The 18,802-nt window shown below is 69.8% G+C and carries 10 protein-coding genes and 2 pseudogenes; 2 read left to right on the top strand and 10 right to left on the bottom strand.

Going from position 1 to position 18,802, the window contains the following annotated elements; translation table 11 throughout:
• Window positions 1-94: 94 nt before the first annotated feature.
• Entirely contained in the window at window positions 95-1,072 is a 978-nt protein-coding gene (locus ACFQ4H_RS01455) for a phosphotransferase family protein (protein WP_377565999.1), read from the bottom strand.
• Window positions 1,073-1,185: 113 nt separating this feature from the next.
• Between ACFQ4H_RS01455 and ACFQ4H_RS01450 the strand changes: the two genes are divergently transcribed.
• Entirely contained in the window at window positions 1,186-1,440 is a 255-nt protein-coding gene (locus tag ACFQ4H_RS01450; RefSeq protein ID WP_377565996.1) for a Rossmann-fold NAD(P)-binding domain-containing protein, read from the top strand.
• 801 nt (window positions 1,441-2,241) lie between these two features.
• On the top strand, window positions 2,242-2,841 hold the full coding sequence (locus tag ACFQ4H_RS01445; RefSeq protein WP_377565994.1) for a response regulator transcription factor: 600 nt from the start codon (window positions 2,242-2,244) through the stop codon (window positions 2,839-2,841).
• On the opposite strand, the gene ACFQ4H_RS01440 is transcribed toward ACFQ4H_RS01445, so the two are convergent.
• The 9 genes and pseudogenes from ACFQ4H_RS01440 to ACFQ4H_RS01400 all read right to left on the bottom strand — a co-directional run bounded on the left by ACFQ4H_RS01440 (window position 2,838) and on the right by ACFQ4H_RS01400 (window position 18,715).
• Entirely contained in the window at window positions 2,838-3,050 is a 213-nt protein-coding gene (locus ACFQ4H_RS01440) for a response regulator transcription factor (RefSeq protein WP_377565991.1), read from the bottom strand. The genes ACFQ4H_RS01445 and ACFQ4H_RS01440 overlap by 4 nt on opposite strands.
• 97 nt (window positions 3,051-3,147) lie before the next feature.
• A pseudogene (locus tag ACFQ4H_RS01435) lies at window positions 3,148-6,315 on the bottom strand (amino acid adenylation domain-containing protein); the annotation flags it as partial.
• Entirely contained in the window at window positions 6,314-7,318 is a 1,005-nt protein-coding gene (gene sbnB / locus ACFQ4H_RS01430; RefSeq protein WP_377565985.1) for a 2,3-diaminopropionate biosynthesis protein SbnB, read from the bottom strand. The gene sbnB and the pseudogene ACFQ4H_RS01435, both read right to left, overlap by 2 nt.
• On the bottom strand, window positions 7,312-8,298 hold the full coding sequence (gene sbnA, locus ACFQ4H_RS01425; RefSeq protein WP_377566227.1) for a 2,3-diaminopropionate biosynthesis protein SbnA: 987 nt from the start codon (window positions 8,296-8,298) through the stop codon (window positions 7,312-7,314). Before sbnA ends, sbnB begins: the two co-directional genes overlap by 7 nt.
• A 16-nt stretch (window positions 8,299-8,314) precedes the next feature.
• Window positions 8,315-8,770, bottom strand: a complete 456-nt coding sequence (gene panD / locus ACFQ4H_RS01420; RefSeq protein WP_377565981.1) for an aspartate 1-decarboxylase — start codon at window positions 8,768-8,770, stop codon at window positions 8,315-8,317.
• A gap of 2 nt (window positions 8,771-8,772) precedes the next feature.
• A complete protein-coding gene (locus tag ACFQ4H_RS01415) occupies window positions 8,773-10,098 on the bottom strand; it encodes an MFS transporter (protein WP_377565978.1) in 1,326 nt (441 codons plus the stop codon).
• Window positions 10,095-16,595, bottom strand: coding sequence for an amino acid adenylation domain-containing protein (locus ACFQ4H_RS01410; protein ID WP_377565975.1), 6,501 nt, complete (start codon window positions 16,593-16,595; stop codon window positions 10,095-10,097). Before ACFQ4H_RS01410 ends, ACFQ4H_RS01415 begins: the two co-directional genes overlap by 4 nt.
• Window positions 16,596-16,675: 80 nt before the next feature.
• Window positions 16,676-18,466, bottom strand: a pseudogene (locus tag ACFQ4H_RS01405) (non-ribosomal peptide synthetase); the annotation flags it as partial.
• Between the two features lie 30 nt (window positions 18,467-18,496).
• Complete coding sequence (locus ACFQ4H_RS01400) at window positions 18,497-18,715, bottom strand: MbtH family protein (RefSeq protein WP_377565970.1); 219 nt, start codon at window positions 18,713-18,715, stop codon at window positions 18,497-18,499.
• Window positions 18,716-18,802: the final 87 nt, after the last annotated feature.

Genomic DNA, 18,802 nt, shown 5'->3' with positions numbered 1-18,802 from the left:
ACTCACCTTGAGTGAACGGGACCCCCAATCTACCGAAGGAGGTATTCATCGCGGGCAGCATACAAGCTCCCGTACCGGTCGTGCCAGGTGGCCGTCAAACGACGGCGAGCGCCTTGGCGATGTTCCGCTCGGCCAGGTCCAGCATCCACTGCCGATCGGGGAAGTCGGTGTCCGCGATCCGCAGTGGACCCTCGATCAGGGACAGCACCTGCGCGAACCGGTAGAGCTCCAACCTGTGTGGGTCGAGGTCGACCGGGCGCAGCAGCGGGTACGCGTCACCGAAGCGCAGTTGTAGCCAGGCGTGCTCCCACTCGACGTCGAAGTACGTCAGACCCTCGATGTCGATCACGACGGGTTCGCCGTTGGGCGTGACGAATACGTGGTCCGGTCCGAGTTCGCCATGCACCAGCCCGTACGTCTCGCGGGCCGTGACGGGGGCGCGCAGGTGTCGTACATGCCGGGCGATCCGGTCGTGCGCGTCGGCCAGCCGGATGTCGCGGGTGGCTGCGGTGTCGAGGTTGGCCAGTGCCCGGTCCACGACGACGTCCTCGGCGCGTCGGCTCTGGGGGGCCTCGCCACGGGCGATGGCAGCGAGCCTGCCGTATCTCCGGCCGCGTGTGGTGTGCATGCGGCGCAGGGTGTCACCAAGGGCGGACAGCGGCGCGGCAGCGGCGGCCGGGTCCTGCCCCAGCAACGCCCCGAGCGTCCTCGCGCCCACATCCTCGATCAGTGCGACGTCGGCATCGAGGTAGCGGCCGTCGCGGTCGAGCATGAGCAGCCGTGGGATCCGCACGTCGACGGCGGTGAGGACGGCATGGTTGGTGGCGAACAGTTCCGCCCCGGACGCGTCGGTGAACGGGTCGTCCGGGACGGTCCGCGACGGCGGCCAGTGGTTCTCACCGGCTGCCCAGACATAGAGGATCGCGGTCGTGGAATCGTCCAGGACGAGCCGGTAGACGCCCTTCTTGCTGCCGCCGCTCAGCCGGTCCAGGGTGCTGAGCCGCCGGTCGACGCCGAACTGATCCGACACCAGGTCGCGTACGTCGTCCGGCCGCAGGAGGGTCCGCGCCATGGATACCTTTCGTCAGGTCGAACCCGTGTCAGGCTTCCTCGGGCGGGGCTACTTCGCAACCGGGTTGACGGACCGAGGGGTCAGCGCTCCCGGGCGTCGTAGTCGCGTTCACCATGGCGGAGTTTGCCGCCGAGGTGTCCGCACAGAGCGGTAGGTCGGTCGTCTACCGGAACCTGCCGGTGGCGGAGTACGCCAGGGTTCTCGTCGGCGCGGGACTGCCGGAGCCGTACGCCAACATTCTGGCCGACTCCGATGCCGGCATCGCCCGTGGTGAGCTCTTCACCGGGAGCGCAGATCTGAAGCAGCTCATCGGGCGCCCGACTACCCCGCTGACGGACGTCGTGACCACCGCGCTAAAGACCGTCTGAACCGGTCGTCGTGGACGGTCGGAGTCGTTCCTCCGACTCCGACCGTCCACGTCCCCGGCGACATTTATCCCCGAATTCGAGTCGACCAAATTCCCGGGTCTCCGTGGCCTCCGGATAGTCGATACGGCTGAGCCGCCACTCCCGACGGATGATGGTGTGAGCCTTTGGTTCGCGAGCGCGGTCCGACCAGCCAGCCGGGGGTGATCGGACGTTTGACGGCCCGCCACCGAATGGACGGGTTACGCAGCCGGGGGTCGATCGTGGCGTCACCCTCACCGAATCGATTGGCGATGTTTCGGTCGGCGTGGAGTTTGGTTTGACAGGTTGCCGGAAGGTAGTCTGGGCCAGGGTGGACTTTCAAGCAGCTAATAGCCTAGTGTCTATGTAGCTGTGACTTGAGTCGATGGCGGAACTTACGACCACGCAGTTCGGCGATCCCGGTCTGGATGCGGAGCGGGATCGGTAGGCCGGAGGGCGGACACATCCCACCAGGGGTCGCCTCCGTAGCGGCACGCGCGGCTCTGTCGGGCTTCTGGCACCCGGTCCGCCGCACCGGGCATGGGGGCGTTGCCCCCATATTTTGCTTCGTAATGCGCCAGCCTCGATCCTGCCCACCCACCAGCCGTTCCGTACGGCGCCCACGTACGCGGCACCGTCCCGGTACGACGGTGCAGAGCCCGACACGTCCCGGGCGAGACCGTCTGAGCCGGGGAATATGGGGGACCATCCCCCGTGCCGGTCGACTGTCCCGGCGGACATCCTCGATGCCATCTGCCGACGACAATCTGCCTGGAGTGGTGCATGGACAAGCGAATGCGGGTACAGATCATCGCTGCCGATCCGCTGGCACGGGCCGAGATCGACGCAACCGTGTGCGGTTGCCCGGAACTCACCGTCGTGACCGAGCAGCCCGATGTGGTCCTGGTGGTGGCCGACGCGGTTACCGATGCGGTGTTGTTCCTGGTCAGCTCGCTGTCCCGGAGTGGCCGACGGCTGTTGCTGGCTGCCGGCGCGCTACGGGTGCCGAACGTGTTGAGCGCGGTCGAGGCCGGAGCAGGTGGCCTGTTGCACCGGGAGGAGTTGTACTCGGGCCGGCTGCGTCAGGCTGTTCGGGCGGTGGCCGACGGGGAGTTCACCGTGCCGGCCGACCTGCTCGGTGGCCTACTCGCCCGGGCCACCGGCCGAGAGGCGGCGCAGTCGTCTTCCCAGCAGCAGCTCACCGAGCGGGAGAAGGCCGTGTTGCTCATGCTGGCCGACGGTCACGAGACCGAGGAGATCGCCCGGTCCCTGGCGTACTCGGTCCGGACGGTGACCGGCATCGTGCACAACATCACCCATCGCTGGCAGTTGCGCAACCGGGCGCACGCCGTGGCGTACGCCCTGCGCGAAGGGTTGATCTAGTCGATCAACCCGCGTCGGATGGCGTAGGCCGCCGCATGGACTCGGTTGCGGACCTGTAACCGGGCCATGAGATCGTAGATCACGTTCTTCACACTGTGCGGTGAGCAGCGCAGCTCCCGCGCGATACCCGCGTTGTCGTACCCGTTGGCCACGAGTTCGAGCACCCGTAGTTGCTGGGTGGTGAGCACGGGTTTCGCATCGGTTTCCATGGTCTCTCCTGTAGGTCCTGCACGTCGCTGGGCTCAGGGACTCAGACTAGGAACGATCAGCGGGAGGTTCATCGGGGCGCAGCCCCCACATTGCCGGCTACCGCCCCGCCTTCTCCGCGACCAGCGCACGGACCGGCCGGTCCGGGTGGCATACCGCAGCGGTGACGATCTGGGTGAAGCGCTCGACGAAGGACGCTGCCCGCCCAGGGGTGAACAGGTCACTGTTGTAGTGCAGCCACCCGGCCAGTTCCGGACCCGCCTCCCTGATGGTGAGCAGCAGGTCGAACGGGGTTCCGCCCTGGCCGTGCCGCAACGGCTCGGCGTTGACACCGGGCAGCCGGACCCGTCCGGCCAGGTCGCCGAGAAGTTGGAAGGCGACCTGCACCACCGGATTGCGGCTCAGGTCCCGTTTCGGGCGCAGGGCCGTCACCAGTTGGTCGAAGGGGAACCCCTGGTGTCGGTAGCCGGACAGGGCAACCTGGCGCACCTGCCGCAGCAGATCGGTGAAGGGCACCTCGGACGGGCAACGTACGCGCAGGGCCAGGGTGTTGACGAACATGCCTACCCGCTCCTCCGACTCCTCGGAGCCCCGGTTGCCGGAGAAGGTGCCGATCACCAGATCCTCCCGGTCGGCGAGGTGACCGATCAGCACACTGAACGTACCGAGCAGCAGCATGAACGGCGTCGCCCCGGCCGACCTGGCCAGCGTGCGTACCACAGCGGTGACCTCTGCCGGCAGGGTGAAGGGGATGGTGGCCTCCGCGTGCCGCAGCCGCGCCGGTCTGGGTAGGTCGGCGGGGAGGTCGACAGCAGCGGGTACGCCGGCGAGGTGCTCCCGCCAGTAGGCCAGGTCCGCCGGGTTGGTGGCGGGCAGCGGTGCCGGTGGCAGCGGGGCGGCGGCCGTGACCGGTCCGCCGTGCAGGTGCTGCGCGTACGCCCGGCCGATGTCCCGCCAGAGCACGTCCATCGACCAGTCGTCGGCGATCACGTGGTGGATGGTGCCGAGCAGGACGTGTTCCTCGGGGGCCAGCCGCAGCAGGGTGATCCGGAGCAGCGGGCCCTCGGCGAGGGCGAACGGCACGACGGCCAGCCGCTCGATGGTCTCCTGCGCCTCGACCCGGTCGGCTACCGGCAGGATGTCGACCGGTACCTCGGCGTCCGGGTCGACCCGGGCGTACGGCTTGCCGCGCCGGGACCGGAACGTGGTCCGCAACGCCGGCTGTCGGCGTACCGTGTCCGCCACGGCGGCACGTAGCGCCTCCACGTCGACCGGGCCGTGCAGCCGGTAGGCCTCGAACATGCTGTAGGTGGCGGATCCCGGATCGAGTTGGTCGGCGAACCAGATCCGGTGCTGGGCCGGGCTGAGCGGCTGTACGTCCGGTTCGACCGGTGCGGTGCCGGGTGCGGTGTCGCCGCCGGCAGTCGCGACCGTCGCAGCCGCCGCACCGTCGGGCATCGTGGTTGTCGCGCCACCGGGGGTTCCGGTTGTCGCACCAGCGGGAGATCCGACCGCCGTACCGCGACCGGCCAGGTCGGCCACCGTCGAGGTCAGCACGTCGGCGGGGGAGAGCAGCCAGCCCAGCTCCCGGCGGGCCCGGGAACAGACCCGGGCGGCGGCCAGCGAGTCACCGCCCAACTCGACGAAGCTGTCGTGCACCCCGACCGGCCCGGTGCCGAGCAGGTCGGCCCAGAGTTCGGCCAGTCGGCGTTCTCCGTCGGTACGGGGAGCGACCCGCGCGCCGTCGGTGAGTCGCCGTTCATCCGGTGCGGGGAGGGCAGCCCGGTCCAGCTTGCCGCTCGGGCTGATCGGCAGCGCCGACACGGCCAGGAAGACCGACGGGATCATGTACTCGGGCAGTCGCTGCGCGAGGTGGCTCCGCAGTTCCCGCACGGTGGGCGCGACGGTGGCCACGACGTACCCGACGAGTTGGTCGGCGTGCACGGTGGCGGCGGCGGCCCGTACCCCGGTCACGGTGCGTAGGGCCAGTTCGATCTCGCCCAGCTCCACCCGGTGCCCCCGGATCTTGACCTGGTGGTCGATCCGGCCCAGGTAGTCCACGGCGCCGTCGGGCAGTCGTCGTGCCAGGTCGCCGGTGCGGTAGAGCCGGGAGCCGGGTGGCCCGAACGGATCGGGCACGAACCGTTGGGCGGTCAGGGCCGGCCGGCCCAGGTAGCCCCGGGCGAGCTGCACGCCGGCCAGGCAGAGTTCCCCGACATCCACCGGCCGACTGTGCTCGTCGAGGATGTGGGTGCGGCAGTTCGCCACCGCGTACCCGATGCTGACCTGCTGTCCCGGTCGGCACCGTAGCCCGGTGACCTCCACCGCCGCCTCGGTCGGTCCGTACAGGTTGAGCAGTTCACAACCGATGAGCCGGTCGGCCTCGGTGACCAGGTCCGGGGCGAGCGCCTCGCCACTGCACACGATCCGGCGCAGCGAGGGAAGGCGGGCCCCGGTGTCGCGCACCTCGGCGAGGAACGCCCGCAACATCGACGGTACGAAGTGGACGTTGGTGATTCCGTACCTGTTGATCGTCTCGACCAGGTACGCCGGGTCGCGGTGCCCGCCGGGGCGCGCCATCACCAGCCGGGCACCGGCGGCCAGGGTGCCGAAGAACTCCGGCACCGAGACGTCGAAGCTGTACGGCGTCTTCTGGAGCACCCGGTCGGTGGCGTCCAGTGGGTGAGCGTCCAGTCCCCAGCGGATCCGGTTGACGATGCCCCGGTGCGGCATCACCACCCCCTTGGGGCGACCGGTCGAACCGGAGGTGTAGATGACGTACGCCGGGTTGTCCGGATCGACGCTCACCGGTGGGGTCCGGGTCGGCCGGTCATGGCTGTCCCGGCCGACCGCCACGGTGTGCGCCGGTCGTTCCAGACCGGCCCACACCGGCAGGTCCGGATCGGTCACCACCGTGTCGAGCTGGGCGTCGGACAGCATGAAGGCGATCCGCTGGGCCGGGTATTCCGGGTCCAACGGCACGTAGGCGGCTCCCGCGGTGAGGATGCCGAGCAGCGCCGTCACCATCCCGGTGCCCCGGTGCAGACAGACCCCGACCCGGGATTCCGGGCCGATTCCGCGTGCGGCCAGCAGATGGGCGAGCTGGTTGGCCCGGCCCACCAGTTCGGCGTAGGTCAGTCGGTCCGCCCCGGCCACCACGGCGACCGCGTTCGGCGTACGTGCTGCCTGGGCGTGGACCAGTTCGTGTAGGCGCTCCTCACCCGGGTAGGCAACCTCCGTGTCGTTCCAGGGGGCGACGCTCGACTCAGTCGGCATCCGGGTCCTCCGCCGGAAGGGTCAGGAAGTCGGGCAGCCGGGTGCCGATGCCGTCCTGATCGGCGCTCCGCCGGACCATCTCGGCCACGGCGAGGTCGAGGACCCCGAGCCCGAACGGCGAGAAGACGGTCACCCGGGCCGGGTCGTGCTGCCATGGTGCACCGGCCAGGATCTCGCCGATGCTGGTCGAGATGAAGTTCCGGTGCCCGGTCTCCTGCTCGGCCAGGTGCAGTGAGGTCGCGGCCCGACAGACGTGGTCTGCGTCGTCGACGACGTTGTCCGCAGCGAGGATGTCCGCCGGGAAGATGTCCCGCAGGGACAGGTGCAGCACCAGTGCTCCCGGTTGACAGTGCGCCAACCCCAGGTGCGGTACGCCGGCCGTGGTGGCCAGGCAGACCAGCGAGTGGGCGCCGAGCGCCTCCTCGATGGTGCCGGCGCTGGTCACCTTCAGGTCCCATCGGGCGCACCGCCGGGCGAATGCGGCGGCCCGCTCGGCGTCGAGGTCGAAGACGGTCACCTCGCCCAGCTCGGGCAGCACCGCACGGAGGAAGCGGAGCACCTCGAAATTGATCACTCCACAGCCGACCAGGGAGACACCGGTCCCGGTCGCGGTGGTGAGCGTACCGGCGGCCAGGGCGGCGCTGGCGGCGGTCCGGCGGGCGGAGATGGTGGAACCCTCGATGAGGGCCACCGGATGTCCGTTCTCCATGGAGTTGACGAGGATCGCCGCGGAGGCCCGGGCCAGCCCGTTGTCGATGTTGCCGGGAAAGGACGAGATCCACTTCATGCCGGCGACCGGGGTGTCGTCGCCCAGGTACGCGGGCAGTCCGATGATCCGGTTGCGGACGTCGTCAGGGAAGCGCAGGAACACCGAGTGGGGCAGCACGGTACGGCCCCGGGCGTGCAGCACGTACGCGTGGCGTACCGCGTCGAGCACGGCGTCTTCCCGGTCGGACAGGATCTGCCGGATTTCACCGGCCGAGAGGATCAACATGGCACTCCGTCGACTGTCGGGTCCTTCCACAGATGGGCGACGTCGCCGAAGTGCGTGGTCACCCATTCGTCGTGGTAGATCGTGTTCAGGTAGCGCTCACCCCGGTCCGGGAAGATCAACGCACAGGTCGCACCCGCCGGGATCAGGTCGCGCAGCTGCTCGACCGCGGCGACCACGGCCCCTGAGGAGCCACCGGCGAGGATCGCCTCCCGGTGGGCCAGCCGACGGCAACCAGTGACGCAGTCCAGGTCACCGACGTGCACGACCTTGTCGGCCAGACCGTCGCGGTAGAGCTTCGGGCGGACTGCCGCGCCGTGCCCGGGAATGAGCCTCGGTCGTGGCGGTTGGTCGCCGAAGATGGCGCTGCCGGCCGCGTCCACGGCCACGATGGTCAGCGGCAGTTCGTGCTCCCGGGCGTAGTCCGCGCAGCCGCGCAGGGTGCCGCAGGAACTCGTCGCGCAGAACAGGAAGTCCACCGGGCCGGGCACTCCTTCGACGATCTCCCGCATGGTCGTCTCGTGTGCCCGGGGATTGAGCGGGTTGGCGTACTGGTCGGGCCACCAGGCGTGCGGGATGGTGGCGACCAGTTCACTGACCCGGCGGATACGCTGCGGCAGATATTCTCCGGTGACCGGGTCCGTCGTGGTCACCACCTCCACCTCGGCGTCGAACGCCCGCATGATGGCGATGTTCTGGGCGTTCGTCCGGGGGTCCACCACACAGATGAACCGGATGCCGAAGTAGCGGCAGACCTGGGCCAGGCCGATGCCGAGGTTGCCCGAGCTGGACTCCACCACCACGGACCTGCCCGGCTGTAGCTCACCGGCCCGGATCCGGTCGATCAGCATGCCCAGCGCCGAACGGTCCTTGATGCTCCCGCCGGGATTGTGCGCCTCCAGCTTCGCCCAGAGGGTGAAGGGTGCGTCCGGCATCAGCTTGTCCAGCCGGATCAGCGGCGAGCCACCGATCGTGCTCAACACCCCGCCGACGTCGGTCTCATCGGGTCGCACGATCGCTCCCGCTACGGGAGGCCGGGGCGGCCCAGACGGTGTTACCTGCGACGGTGCCGGTGCCGGGGATTGCCTCGGCCGGATCATCGGTGGTGCCGAGCAACCGGTTGGCCTCGTCGACCATGACCACCCGGGGCGTGTACGCCTTCGCGTCCGGGTCCGCCACCGCCGCGTAACTGATGATGATCACCAGGTCGTCCGGCTGGATCAGCCGGGCCGCTGCACCGTTGATGCCGATGACCCCACTGCCGCGTTCACCGGCGATGACGTACGTCTCCAACCGGGCACCGTTGTTGATGTCCACCACGTGCACCTGCTCGCCGGCGATCAGGTCGGCGGCGTCCATCAGGTCCTCGTCGATGGTCAGTGACCCTACGTAGTGCAGGTCGGCCTGGGTGACCACCGCGCGGTGAATCTTGGACTTGAGTATGGTGCGCAACACCTTCAGCTCCTCCTTGAGTGCTCAGTCGGCAGAAAGTTCGCTCGACGGACCGAGCGGCTCAGCGTCGCCAGGGCGGCGAGTAGGACCATCCAGGCGGCCATCGACCAGGCCGCCCAGGCCGGTCCGAGGGACTCCACCAGGTAGCCGCCGACCAGGGAGCCGACCGCGACCGCGCCACCGGCCAGCAGGCTGACCGCGCTGAGCACCCGGCCCTGGATGTGGTCGGGGGTGACCGCCATCTGGTAGCCGGCGACCGCCACGTTCCAGATCGGTCCGATGAACCACATCAGGGAGTACGCGGCCCCGATGAGGTAGAGGTTGTCGGTGACCGCGATGACGCAGACCATCAACGCCCACACCCAGTTCGCCGCGACGACCAGCGAGCGCATCGAGAACCGCCCCGCGCACCAGGTCGCCACCAGCGATCCGAGCACCCCGCCGGTGCCGGCCAGTCCGAGCAGTACCCCGATGGCGACCGGGCCCGCCCCGCCGTCCTCGAACATCACGATGATGATCAGGAACAGGGCGCGGAACAGCAGGTTGCTGCCGGAGACCAGCAGGGTGGCGGTACGGATGAACGGCTGGCCCCACAGCCAGCGCAGCCCCTGGGTCAGCTCGGCTCCGAGCCGCCGGATGCCGCCGGGCGTCCCACCACCGGCGGCCGGTTCACCCGACCCGGCTGTCCCGTCCCCGTCGGCGGTGGTCCCGCCGTGAACGCCCTGGAAATTACGACGGATGAACAGCAGCGTCAGCAGGGCAACCAGATAGGAGACCGTGTCCAGCACGAACGGCCAGATCCGACCCAGCCCGAACAGTGCACCGCCCAGCGGCGTACCGGCCATCACGGCGGCCCGCTCGCGGGCCTCGTTGCGGGACAGCGCCGTGGTCAGCTGGCTCGGATGCACGACGTTCGGGATCGCCGCCCCGGCAGCCAGCTCGTACAGGACCGACAGCGTCCCCTCGACGAAGCCGATCGCCAGGACGTGCCACAGGTGCAGTTCGTCGACGGCGATCGCCACCACGATGCTGCCCACGCCCAGGGCACGCAGCAGGTCGCACCAGATCATCACCCGCTTGCGGTCCCAACGGTCCACCAGCGCTCCGGCCGGCAGCTGGAACAGCAGCGTCGGCAGCAGCGCGACGAAACCGGCCAGGCCGGCCGCCCCCGGCGAACCGGTCATGGCCAGCACCAGCAGCGGGTACGCCACCAACGACGCACTCGAGCCGAGCATGGAGATCGCCGACCCGCTCCACAGCAACAGGAAGTCCCGGTTGCGGTGCAGTGGTGGGATCCGCTCATCGACGATCGGCTCGTCGACCCGGGTCACCGGGCACCCCGCTGCGCGGCCACGTCAGCCAGCCGACGGCGGGCGACCAGCCCGGGGCCCGCCGGCCGGTCAGCCAGTTTCGGGTAGCTGGCCAGCGCTGCGGCCAGCCGGGCGATGGTGGCGTGGTCGAACAACGCCCGTACCGGCACGTCGACGCCGAGCAGGGCACGTAGCCGGACCGCGACCCGGGTGGCCAGCACCGAGTGCCCGCCGGCCGCGAAGAAGTTCTCGTGCACGCCCACCTCGTCGACCCCGAGGATCTCCTGCCACACCTCCGCGACCGTCCGCTCCTCGGCGGTACGCGGAGCCACCCGACCCGGTTCGTCCCGGCTGCCGGGCTGTGGCACCGGCAGCGCGTTCCGGTCGACCTTCCCGGTCGGGGTGAGCGGGAAGACGTCCATCGGCACGTACGCGGCCGGGCACATGTAGTCGGGCAGGGTACGCAGCAGGAACTCGCGCAACTGGTCGCTGGTCGGCGTTGGCCCGCCGCTGTGGTGGATCAGGTAGGCGACCAGTTCCCGGTCCCCGACGCCGATCTGTTGTGGATGTACCACCGCCGCCCGGACCTGGTCGTGGGCCAGCAGCGCAGCCTCGATCTCGGCCGGTTCGATCCGGTGGCCGCGGATCTTCACCTGGTGGTCGACCCGGCCGAGGATCTCCAGGTGCCCGTCGGCATGCCAGCGGGCCAGGTCACCGGTGCGGTACATCCGGCTGCCCGGCCGGTCCGAGTGCGGATCGGGGATGAACTTCTCCGCGCTCAGCGCCGGTCGCTGCCGATATCCCCAGGCGACGCCGGCGCCACCGATGTGGATCTCACCGGGAACCCCGGTCGGCACCGGTTCCAGCCGCTCGTCCAGGATGTACAGCTCGGCGTTGGCCGCGACGCCCACGTCGACCGGCTGTCCGTCCGGCGTCAGCCGGGTCGTGGTGGACCAGACCGTGGTCTCGGTGGGGCCGTAGATGTCCCAAACGGTCGCGCCGGACGCGGCAAGGCGTACGGCCAGCTCGGTCGACAGCTTCTCCCCGCCGCACAGCACGGTCGTGTTGGCCGGTGGGGACCAGCCGGAGTCGAGCAGCATCCGATAGGTCACCGGGGTGGCCTGGAGCACCGCCGGTGCGGCGGTACGGATCAGGTCGGCCATCCGTTGGGGATCCCGGCTCTGTTCGGCGTCGGCCATCACCACCCGACCGCCCACCAGCAGCGGCAGGTACAGCTCCAGCACCGACGGGTCGAACGACACGGTGGTCAGACCGACCACGGTGGCACCCGTGGGTAGCCCCGGCCGGTGCAGCATCGCACCGAGGAAGTTGGTCAGCCCACGATGGGGGATCATGACTCCCTTCGGGGTGCCGGTCGAACCGGAGGTGTAGATGACGTAGGCCAGGTCGTCGGCGGTGGGGGCGTCGCCCGGCCGGTGCGCCGGTCGCTTGGCGATCTCCGTACGGTCGACGTCCAGCAGCACCGACCGGATGCCCGGGGCGTCGTGCCGCCCGACCAGCGCCGACTCGGTGACCATCACCTGGGCGCCGGCGTTGGCCAGCATGAACGCGGTCCGTTGGGCGGGATGGTCCGGATCCAGCGGCAGGTACGCGCCGCCGCTGGCCAGCACCGCGAGGAAGGCCACCACCAGATCGGCACCCCGGTTGAGGTACACCCCGACCAGCGTCCCACTGCCCACGCCCAGCGCCCGCAGGTGGTGGGCGAGCTGGTTGGTCCGGCGGTCCAGGTCGGCGTAGCTGAGCACCTGGTCGCCGAAGACCACCGCCACCGCCTCCGGTGTCGCCGCCGCCTGCCGGGCGACCAGCTCGGGTAGCGTCCCGTCCGGTGCCGGTTGCGAGCCGCCCGACCCGAGGCCGAGCAGTGCGCTCCGGTCGGGCGCCGGTAGCCCGTACCGGCGCGGGTCACCATCCGGGTCGGCGACCATGGCTTCCAGCACCCGCCGGTACGTCCGGCTGATCAGGTCCAGGTGTCCGTCGGTGATCCGGTTGGTGCCGGCCTCGATGATCAACCGGCCGGGTTCGCTGGAGACCGAGAGCCCGAACTCGTTCGGGGTGATGTCGGTGATCGCCGACCGGTCGATGCCCTGCGGATCGAGCACGTGCATGTCGGTGTAGTTGAAGAAGACGTCCACCAGTGGCTGCTGGTTGCCCCACTCCCGCTGCATGGCCGGCAGCGGGTAGTACCGGTGGGGCAGGAGCGCCACCTCCTCGGTGAAGACCGTACGGGCCAGCTCCGCCCAGGTCGGGGCGGTCAACTCCACCGCGAACGGGACGGTGTTGAGGAACATGCCCCGTACCTGGTCGCCGTCGGCCAGTTCCGGCCGGCCGTTGCAGACCAGTCCGGTGTGGAAGCGCCGCTGGCCGGTGACGGTGCCCATCACGACCAGGTGTGCGGTGAACAGCAGGGTCTTGAGTGGTACGTCCGCCGACCGGGCCAGCCGTCGCAGCCCGGGCATCAGATCGTCGAAGGCCAGCCGGAGCGCCCGGTACGTCGCCCCGTTGCCGGCCCATGCCGTCGGGATGCTCAGCCGCTCGTGGGTGGACACCCGTGACGCCCAGAACTCCCGGTCCTCCCCGGCGGCCACGGACCTCCGCTCCAGCGCCACGGCGTCGGCGAACCGGACGCGCGGTGGCGGGGCGACCTGTGGGTCCTGTCCGTCGCGTACCCGCCGGTAGTAGGTCAGTAGCTCCGGGACCAGTGAGTTCTGGCTCCAGCCGTCGAGGATCGCGTGGGTGTAGCTGACCAGTAGCCGCCACCGCTGCTCACCCAACTGGTAGACGTGCAGCCTCAGCAGCGAGGGAACGGCGAGGTCGAACCGGTTCTGCCGCTCCTTGACGATCAACTCGGCGACCGTCGCCTCCTGCTCGGCCGGCGGCACGTCGCGCAGATCGTCGTAGCCGACCCGGATCTCGGCCCGTGCGTGGATCAGCTGCAACGGCTCGCTGTACCGGGTCAGGTCGATCGACGCCCGCAGGATCTCGTGGCGGTCCGCGAGAAGTTGTGCGGCGGTGCGCAGGGCCGACAACCTGAACGGTGCGTCGTCCCGGATCGGGTAGCAGAGGCTGTTCAGATAGAGGTCACCGGTCGGATCGGCCAGCATCTCGTACGCCATCCCGGCCTGCACCATCGACAGTGGGTAGGCGTCGGTGGTGCAGGCCGGTAGGTGTTGTCGATCCTCGGGGGTGATGAGCTGGTGAGCTCGGGTGGTGGTCGTGGTGATGGCCGTCGTGGCGCCGGTGTCGGCGAGGTGGGCGAGTTTGGCGACGGTCTGGTGGGTGAAGAGGTCGGCGACGGAGAGGTTGATGCCGTGGGTGTGGAGGTGGCCGATGACCCGGATCGCGCGGATGCTGTCGCCGCCGATGTCGAAGAAACGGTCGTGGATGCCGACCGGTTGGGTGAGGTCGGCCAGGGCCTGGGTGTAGGCGGTGGTGATGACGTGTTCGGTGGGGGTGGTCGGTGGGACGTGTTCGTGGTGGCCACGGTCGGGGCCGGCCTGGGGCGCGGGTAGGGCCTTGCGGTCGATCTTTCCGCTGGTGGTGAGCGGGAGGGTGGCGAGGGTGATCCAGTGGGTGGGGATCATGACTTCGGGTAGGTGTGCCCGTAGGTGGGTCCGCAGCTCGTCGGGGTCGACGGCGTGGCCGGGGGTGGGAACGAGGTAGGCGACGAGTTGTTGGTCGCCGGTGGGGCCGTGGGGATGTACGGCGGCGGTGTGGACGGTGGAGTGTCGGGTGAGGGTGGCCTCGATTTCACCGAGTTCGATGCGGTTGCCGCGGATCTTGACCTGGTGGTCGAGGCGGCCGAGGTATTCGATGGTGCCGTCCGGTCGCCATCGGGCGAGATCGCCGGTGTGGTAGGCGCGTCCGCCGCTCTCGACCGGAGTGAAGCGTTCTGCGGTGAGGGCGGGTTGGTCGTGGTAGCCGCGGGCGAGTTGGATGCCGGTGAGGAGGAGTTCACCCGGTACGCCGATCGGGGTCGGGTTGCCCCAGCGGTCCTGGATGTGGATGTGGGTGTTGGTGATGGGCCGACCGATCGTGACGGTGTCGCCGCGGTGGATCCGGGCGGCCGTGACGTCCACGGCGGCTTCGGTCGGGCCGTAGAGGTTGTGGAGTTCGGCGTCGACGAGTCGGAGGGTGGTGGTGGCGAGGTCGTCGGGAAGGGCTTCACCGGAGCAGATGATGCGGCGAAGGGTGGGGAGGGTCTGGCCGGTGGTGTTCAGGTAGGTGGTGAAGGCGCGGAGCATGGAAGGGACGAAGTGGATGGTGGTGACGTGCTGTTGCCTGATGGTGTCGACGAGGTAGGTGGGGTCGCGGTGGCCGTCGGGTCGGGCCATGACGAGCGCAGCGCCGGCGGTCAGGGGCCAGAAGAACTCCCAGACGGAGACGTCGAAGGTGTGGGGGGTCTTCTGGAGGATGCGGTCGGTGGGGTCGAGCTGGTAGGTGTCCTGCATCCAGCGGAGACGGTTGACGATCGCACGGTGGTCGATGAGGACGCCCTTGGGGCGGCCGGTGGAGCCGGACGTGTAGATGAGGTAGGCGGGGTTGCGGTCGTCGATGGCGACGTCGGGTGGGGTGCCGGGTTCTCCGGTGAGGCTGGGGTCGTGGAGGTGGAGCCGTGGGCCGGCGTACCAGTCGAGTCGGTCGGGGGTGTCGACCAGGACGGTGGGGCTGCCGGTGTCGGTGAGCATCCAGCGGAGTCGGTCGGTGGGATGGTCCGGGTCGAGAGGCAGGTAGGCGGCGCCGGTCTTGAGGATGGCGAGTAGGGCGACGGTGAGGTGGGTCGAGCGGTGGGCGCAGACGGCGACGATGGTCTCGGGTCCGGCGCCGAGGGTGGTGAGCCGGTGGGCGATGCGGTTGGCGTGGGTGTCGAGTTGGGCGTAGGTGAGTTGCCGGTGTTCGTCGATCACGGCGACGGCGTCGGGTGTGGCCGTGGCCTGTCTCTCGATGAGCTGGTGGAGCAGGGTGCCGTGGGGGTGTACGGCGTCGGTGGCGTTCCAGGTGGCGAGTTGGGCCAGTTCGGTGTCGGTGAGGATGGGGAGTCGGGTGACCGGGGTGTTCGGGTTGGCGGCGATCGTGGTCAGGAGTTGTCGGTAGTGCCCGACGAGCCGGTCGATGGTCACGGCATCGAACAACGCCGTCGGGTACTCGACCACACCGGCGAACGAGCCGTCCGTCCCCTCGGTCAGCTGCATGGTCAGGTCGAACTTCGCGGTGTGCCACAGTGTGGGCACCTGCTCCGCCCGCAGCCCCGCGCCGTCGAAGTCGGCCGCCGCCGGATCCTGCATCACGAACAGGGCCTGGAACAGCGGGTTGCGGGACAGGTCCCGCTCCGGTGACAGCGCGTCCACGATCCGCTCGAACGGTACGTCCTGGTGTGCGTACCCGCCCAGGGCCGTCTCCCTGACCCGGGTCAGCAGTTCGATGAAGGTGGGCTCGTCGGACAGATCCGTCCGCAGCACCAGTGTGTTGACGAAGTAGCCGATCAGGTTCTGCACCTCGGGCCGCGTACGGCCGGCGACCGGCGTGCCCACCGCGATGTCGGGCCGACCGGTGTAACGGGCCAGTAGCACCTGGAACGCTGCCAGCAGCACCATGAACGGGGTCGCCCGGTGCTGCCGGCCGAGTCGGACCAGGGCACGCCCCAGCTCGGCCGGTACGCTGAACGGCAGCGTCGCGCCCCGGGGATCGTGCACCGGAGGCCGGGGCCGATCGGTGGGCAGCTCCAGCGGCGTGAGCCCGGCCAACCGGTCGCGCCAGTAGTCCAGCTGGCCGGCCCATCCACCGGCCCTGTCCCGCTGCTGCACCGCGAAGTCGGCGTACTGGACGGGCAGGGCAGACAGCGGGGATGACTGTCCCGCCACCATCGCCGGGTAGAGCTGACCCAGTTCCCGGGCCAGCACCCCCACCGACCAGCCGTCGAACGCGATGTGGTGTGCCACCAGCACCATCACGTGGTCGTCGTCGGCGAGCCGGACCAGCCGGACCCGCAGCGGCATGTCCCGACCCAGGTCGAACGGCGTCGTCGCCTCATCCCGGATCAGCCCGGCCAGCCGTTGCTCCCGCTCCGGCCCGACGTACCCACCGAGATCGGTGACCGGAATCTCGACCGGCTCGGCCGGCTCGACCACCTGCGTCGGGCGGCCGTCGACGATCAGGTAGCGGGTGCGCAGCACCTCGTGCCGCCGGACGACCTCCTGCCATGCCCCGCGAAGGGCCGCCAGATTCACCCGCCCGGTCAGCCGCCAGCTGAACGGTACGACGTACTCCGCCCCGCCGGGCCGGATCTGGTCGAGCAACCACACCCCCTGCTGGGGGTACGACAGCGGCAGTGGACCGGCCGGGCGGACCGGCGCGGCCGGGGTGACCCGGGTCCGTGCGGTGGACTGACCGGCCAGTAACGAGTCCAGCAGTGCCTTGCGGCGGGCCTCGGCCGAGCCCGGCGGGGCGTTGTCGGTGGCCGACACGGAATCGGGTCGGGAGGTGCCTTCGGGAAGAGTCACTGTTCGCCTACCTGCGCCAGGATTTGGTCTAGTTCGGACTCGGACAGTCGGGCGACGTGTTCCTCGACGGCCCGCTGGACCACCGCCGCCAGCTCCGCCACGGTCGGTGCCTCGAAGACGGCACTGACCGGCAGGACGACCGGAAATCGTTCGTGCAGCAACGCGATGACCTGGGTCGCCAGCAGCGAGTGGCCACCCAGGTCGAAGAAGTCGTCATGCACCCCGCACTGGTCGACCTCCAGCACCTCGGCCCAGACCTCGGCGACCGCCCGTTCGGTGGGCGTACGGGGCGCCACGGACGGCCCGTCGTCGGCCGTCGACGGGATCGGGGCAGGCGCCGGCAGCTGTTCCCGGTCCACCTTTCCGCTGCTGGTCAGCGGTAGCTCGTCGAGGGTCATCCAGAGGTGCGGCACCATGTACTCCGGCACCCGCCGTGCCAGGTGTTCCCGTACGTCCCGGTGGTCCACCGGGCCCGACCGGGCCGGCAGCAGGTAGGCGACCAGCTGTGTGCCACCGGCCGCGCCCGGCCGTGGGTTCACCACGGCGCCGCGCACGTCCGGGTGCTCGGCAAGCACCGTCTCGATCTCGCCCAGCTCGATCCGGAAGCCCCGGATCTTCACCTGATGGTCCAGCCGTCCGAGGTACTGGATGTTCCCGTCCGGCCGGTACCGGGCCAGATCCCCGGTGCGGTACATGCGCTGGCCGGGTTCGTCGGTGAACGGGTCCGGCAGGAAGCTGGCGGCGGTCAGCGTGGGCTGGCCGAGATATCCCCGGGCCAGCTGAACGCCGGCGAGCATCAACTCGCCGACCTCGCCCACCGGTACCGGATGCAGGTCGTCGTCCACGATGTACGTGCGGGTGTTGGCCACCGGCCGGCCTATCGTCACTGCCTCCCCTGGCAGACAGTGGGTGCTGGTCACCTCCACCGCCGCCTCGGTCGGGCCGTACAGGTTGAGCACGTCGCAGTTCAACCGCTCGTGTGCCGCGACCACCAGGTCCGGGGGGAGTGCCTCGCCGCTGCACAGCACCTGGCGTACGGACGGCAGGTCGACCTCGCCGGACGGCAGTACGTCCAGGAAGGCGCGTAGCATCGACGGCACGAAGCGGATCGACGTGACCTGCCGCTGGGCGACCACCCGGGCCAGGTACGCCGGGTCGCGGTGTCCGCCGGGGCGGGCCATCACCAGGGTGGCGCCGGTGGTCAGCGGGGAGAAGAGTTCACAGACCGAGACGTCGAAGCTGAACGGTGTCTTCTGCAACACCACTCCGCCGTCGGTGCCCTCGGCGTCCGGCATCCAGCGGACCCGGTTGACGATCGCCCGGTGCTCCACGACCACACCCTTCGGGCGGCCGGTGGAGCCGGAGGTGTAGATGACGTAGGCGGCGTTACCGGGGTCGGTCACCGGATCCAGATCACCGTCCGGCCCGGCCGGTTGCTCCTCGTCGATCCGGATCAGAGCCCCGGTGACGGTGGCCAGTTGGGGGTGGTCGGTCCCCGGGCCGGTGATCACCGCTGCCGCACGTGAATCGGTGAGCAGGTACCGTTGCCGCTCAGCCGGGTAGTCCGGGTCCACCGGTAGGTAGGCACCCCCGGCCTTGAGTACTCCCAGCAGGGCGACCACCAGATCGACACTGCGGTGTAGACAGACCCCCACCACCGACTCGGCGCCCACGCCGACCGCACGCAGCCGGCGGGCGAGCCGATTGGCCTCGCGATTCAACCCGGCGTAGTCGACGGTCCGCTCCTCGGACACCACGGCGATCGCATCCGGGGTACGCCCTACCTGTTCCTCGACCAACTCGTGCAGGCACGGGTCAGTCGGGTAGCGGATCGTGGTGTCGTTCCACTCCACCAGCATCCGGTGCCGGTCGGTCTCGGTCAGCTTTGCCATCCGTCACGACTACCGGCCCGCCGCCTGCTCCATACGCCGGCGCAGGCTCAGCGGGCGCATGTCGGTCCACACCTCTTCGATCCGGGCGAGGCACTCCTGGAGGGTTCCCTCGGTGCCCTCCGCGTGCCACCCCAGTGGCAGCTCCCGGTCTCCCAGCCAGGTCGAGTACTGCTCCTCGTCGTTCACCACGACCCGGTACGTGCGCCCGTCGGCGTTCTCGTCGGACATGCCGGCTCCTCCTTCGAAAGGGCAGCCGCGTCGTACGACACGGCACTGCTCCCACTGCCGGACAAACCCTGCCGGTGGGCGGTCGGC

Origin of the sequence: Micromonospora sonneratiae, from assembly GCF_042679305.1 — a bacterium.
Taxonomy (GTDB): Bacteria; Actinomycetota; Actinomycetes; order Mycobacteriales; family Micromonosporaceae; genus Micromonospora_H; species Micromonospora_H sonneratiae.
The sequence above is the reverse complement of the archived record's forward strand: the minus strand, read 5'-3'. Positions and strand labels throughout refer to the sequence as shown.

What these genes read in the sequence shown, in the direction of transcription:
- ACFQ4H_RS01455 (WP_377565999.1), bottom strand. Translation starts at nt 1,072, where the DNA reads ATGGCGCGGACCCTCCTGCGGCCGGACGACGTACGCGACCTGGTGTCG.
- ACFQ4H_RS01450 (WP_377565996.1), top strand. Translation starts at nt 1,186, where the DNA reads ATGGCGGAGTTTGCCGCCGAGGTGTCCGCACAGAGCGGTAGGTCGGTC.
- ACFQ4H_RS01445 (WP_377565994.1), top strand. Translation starts at nt 2,242, where the DNA reads ATGGACAAGCGAATGCGGGTACAGATCATCGCTGCCGATCCGCTGGCA.
- ACFQ4H_RS01440 (WP_377565991.1), bottom strand. Translation starts at nt 3,050, where the DNA reads ATGGAAACCGATGCGAAACCCGTGCTCACCACCCAGCAACTACGGGTG.
- sbnB (WP_377565985.1), bottom strand. Translation starts at nt 7,318, where the DNA reads ATGTTGATCCTCTCGGCCGGTGAAATCCGGCAGATCCTGTCCGACCGG.
- ACFQ4H_RS01400 (WP_377565970.1), bottom strand. Translation starts at nt 18,715, where the DNA reads ATGTCCGACGAGAACGCCGACGGGCGCACGTACCGGGTCGTGGTGAAC.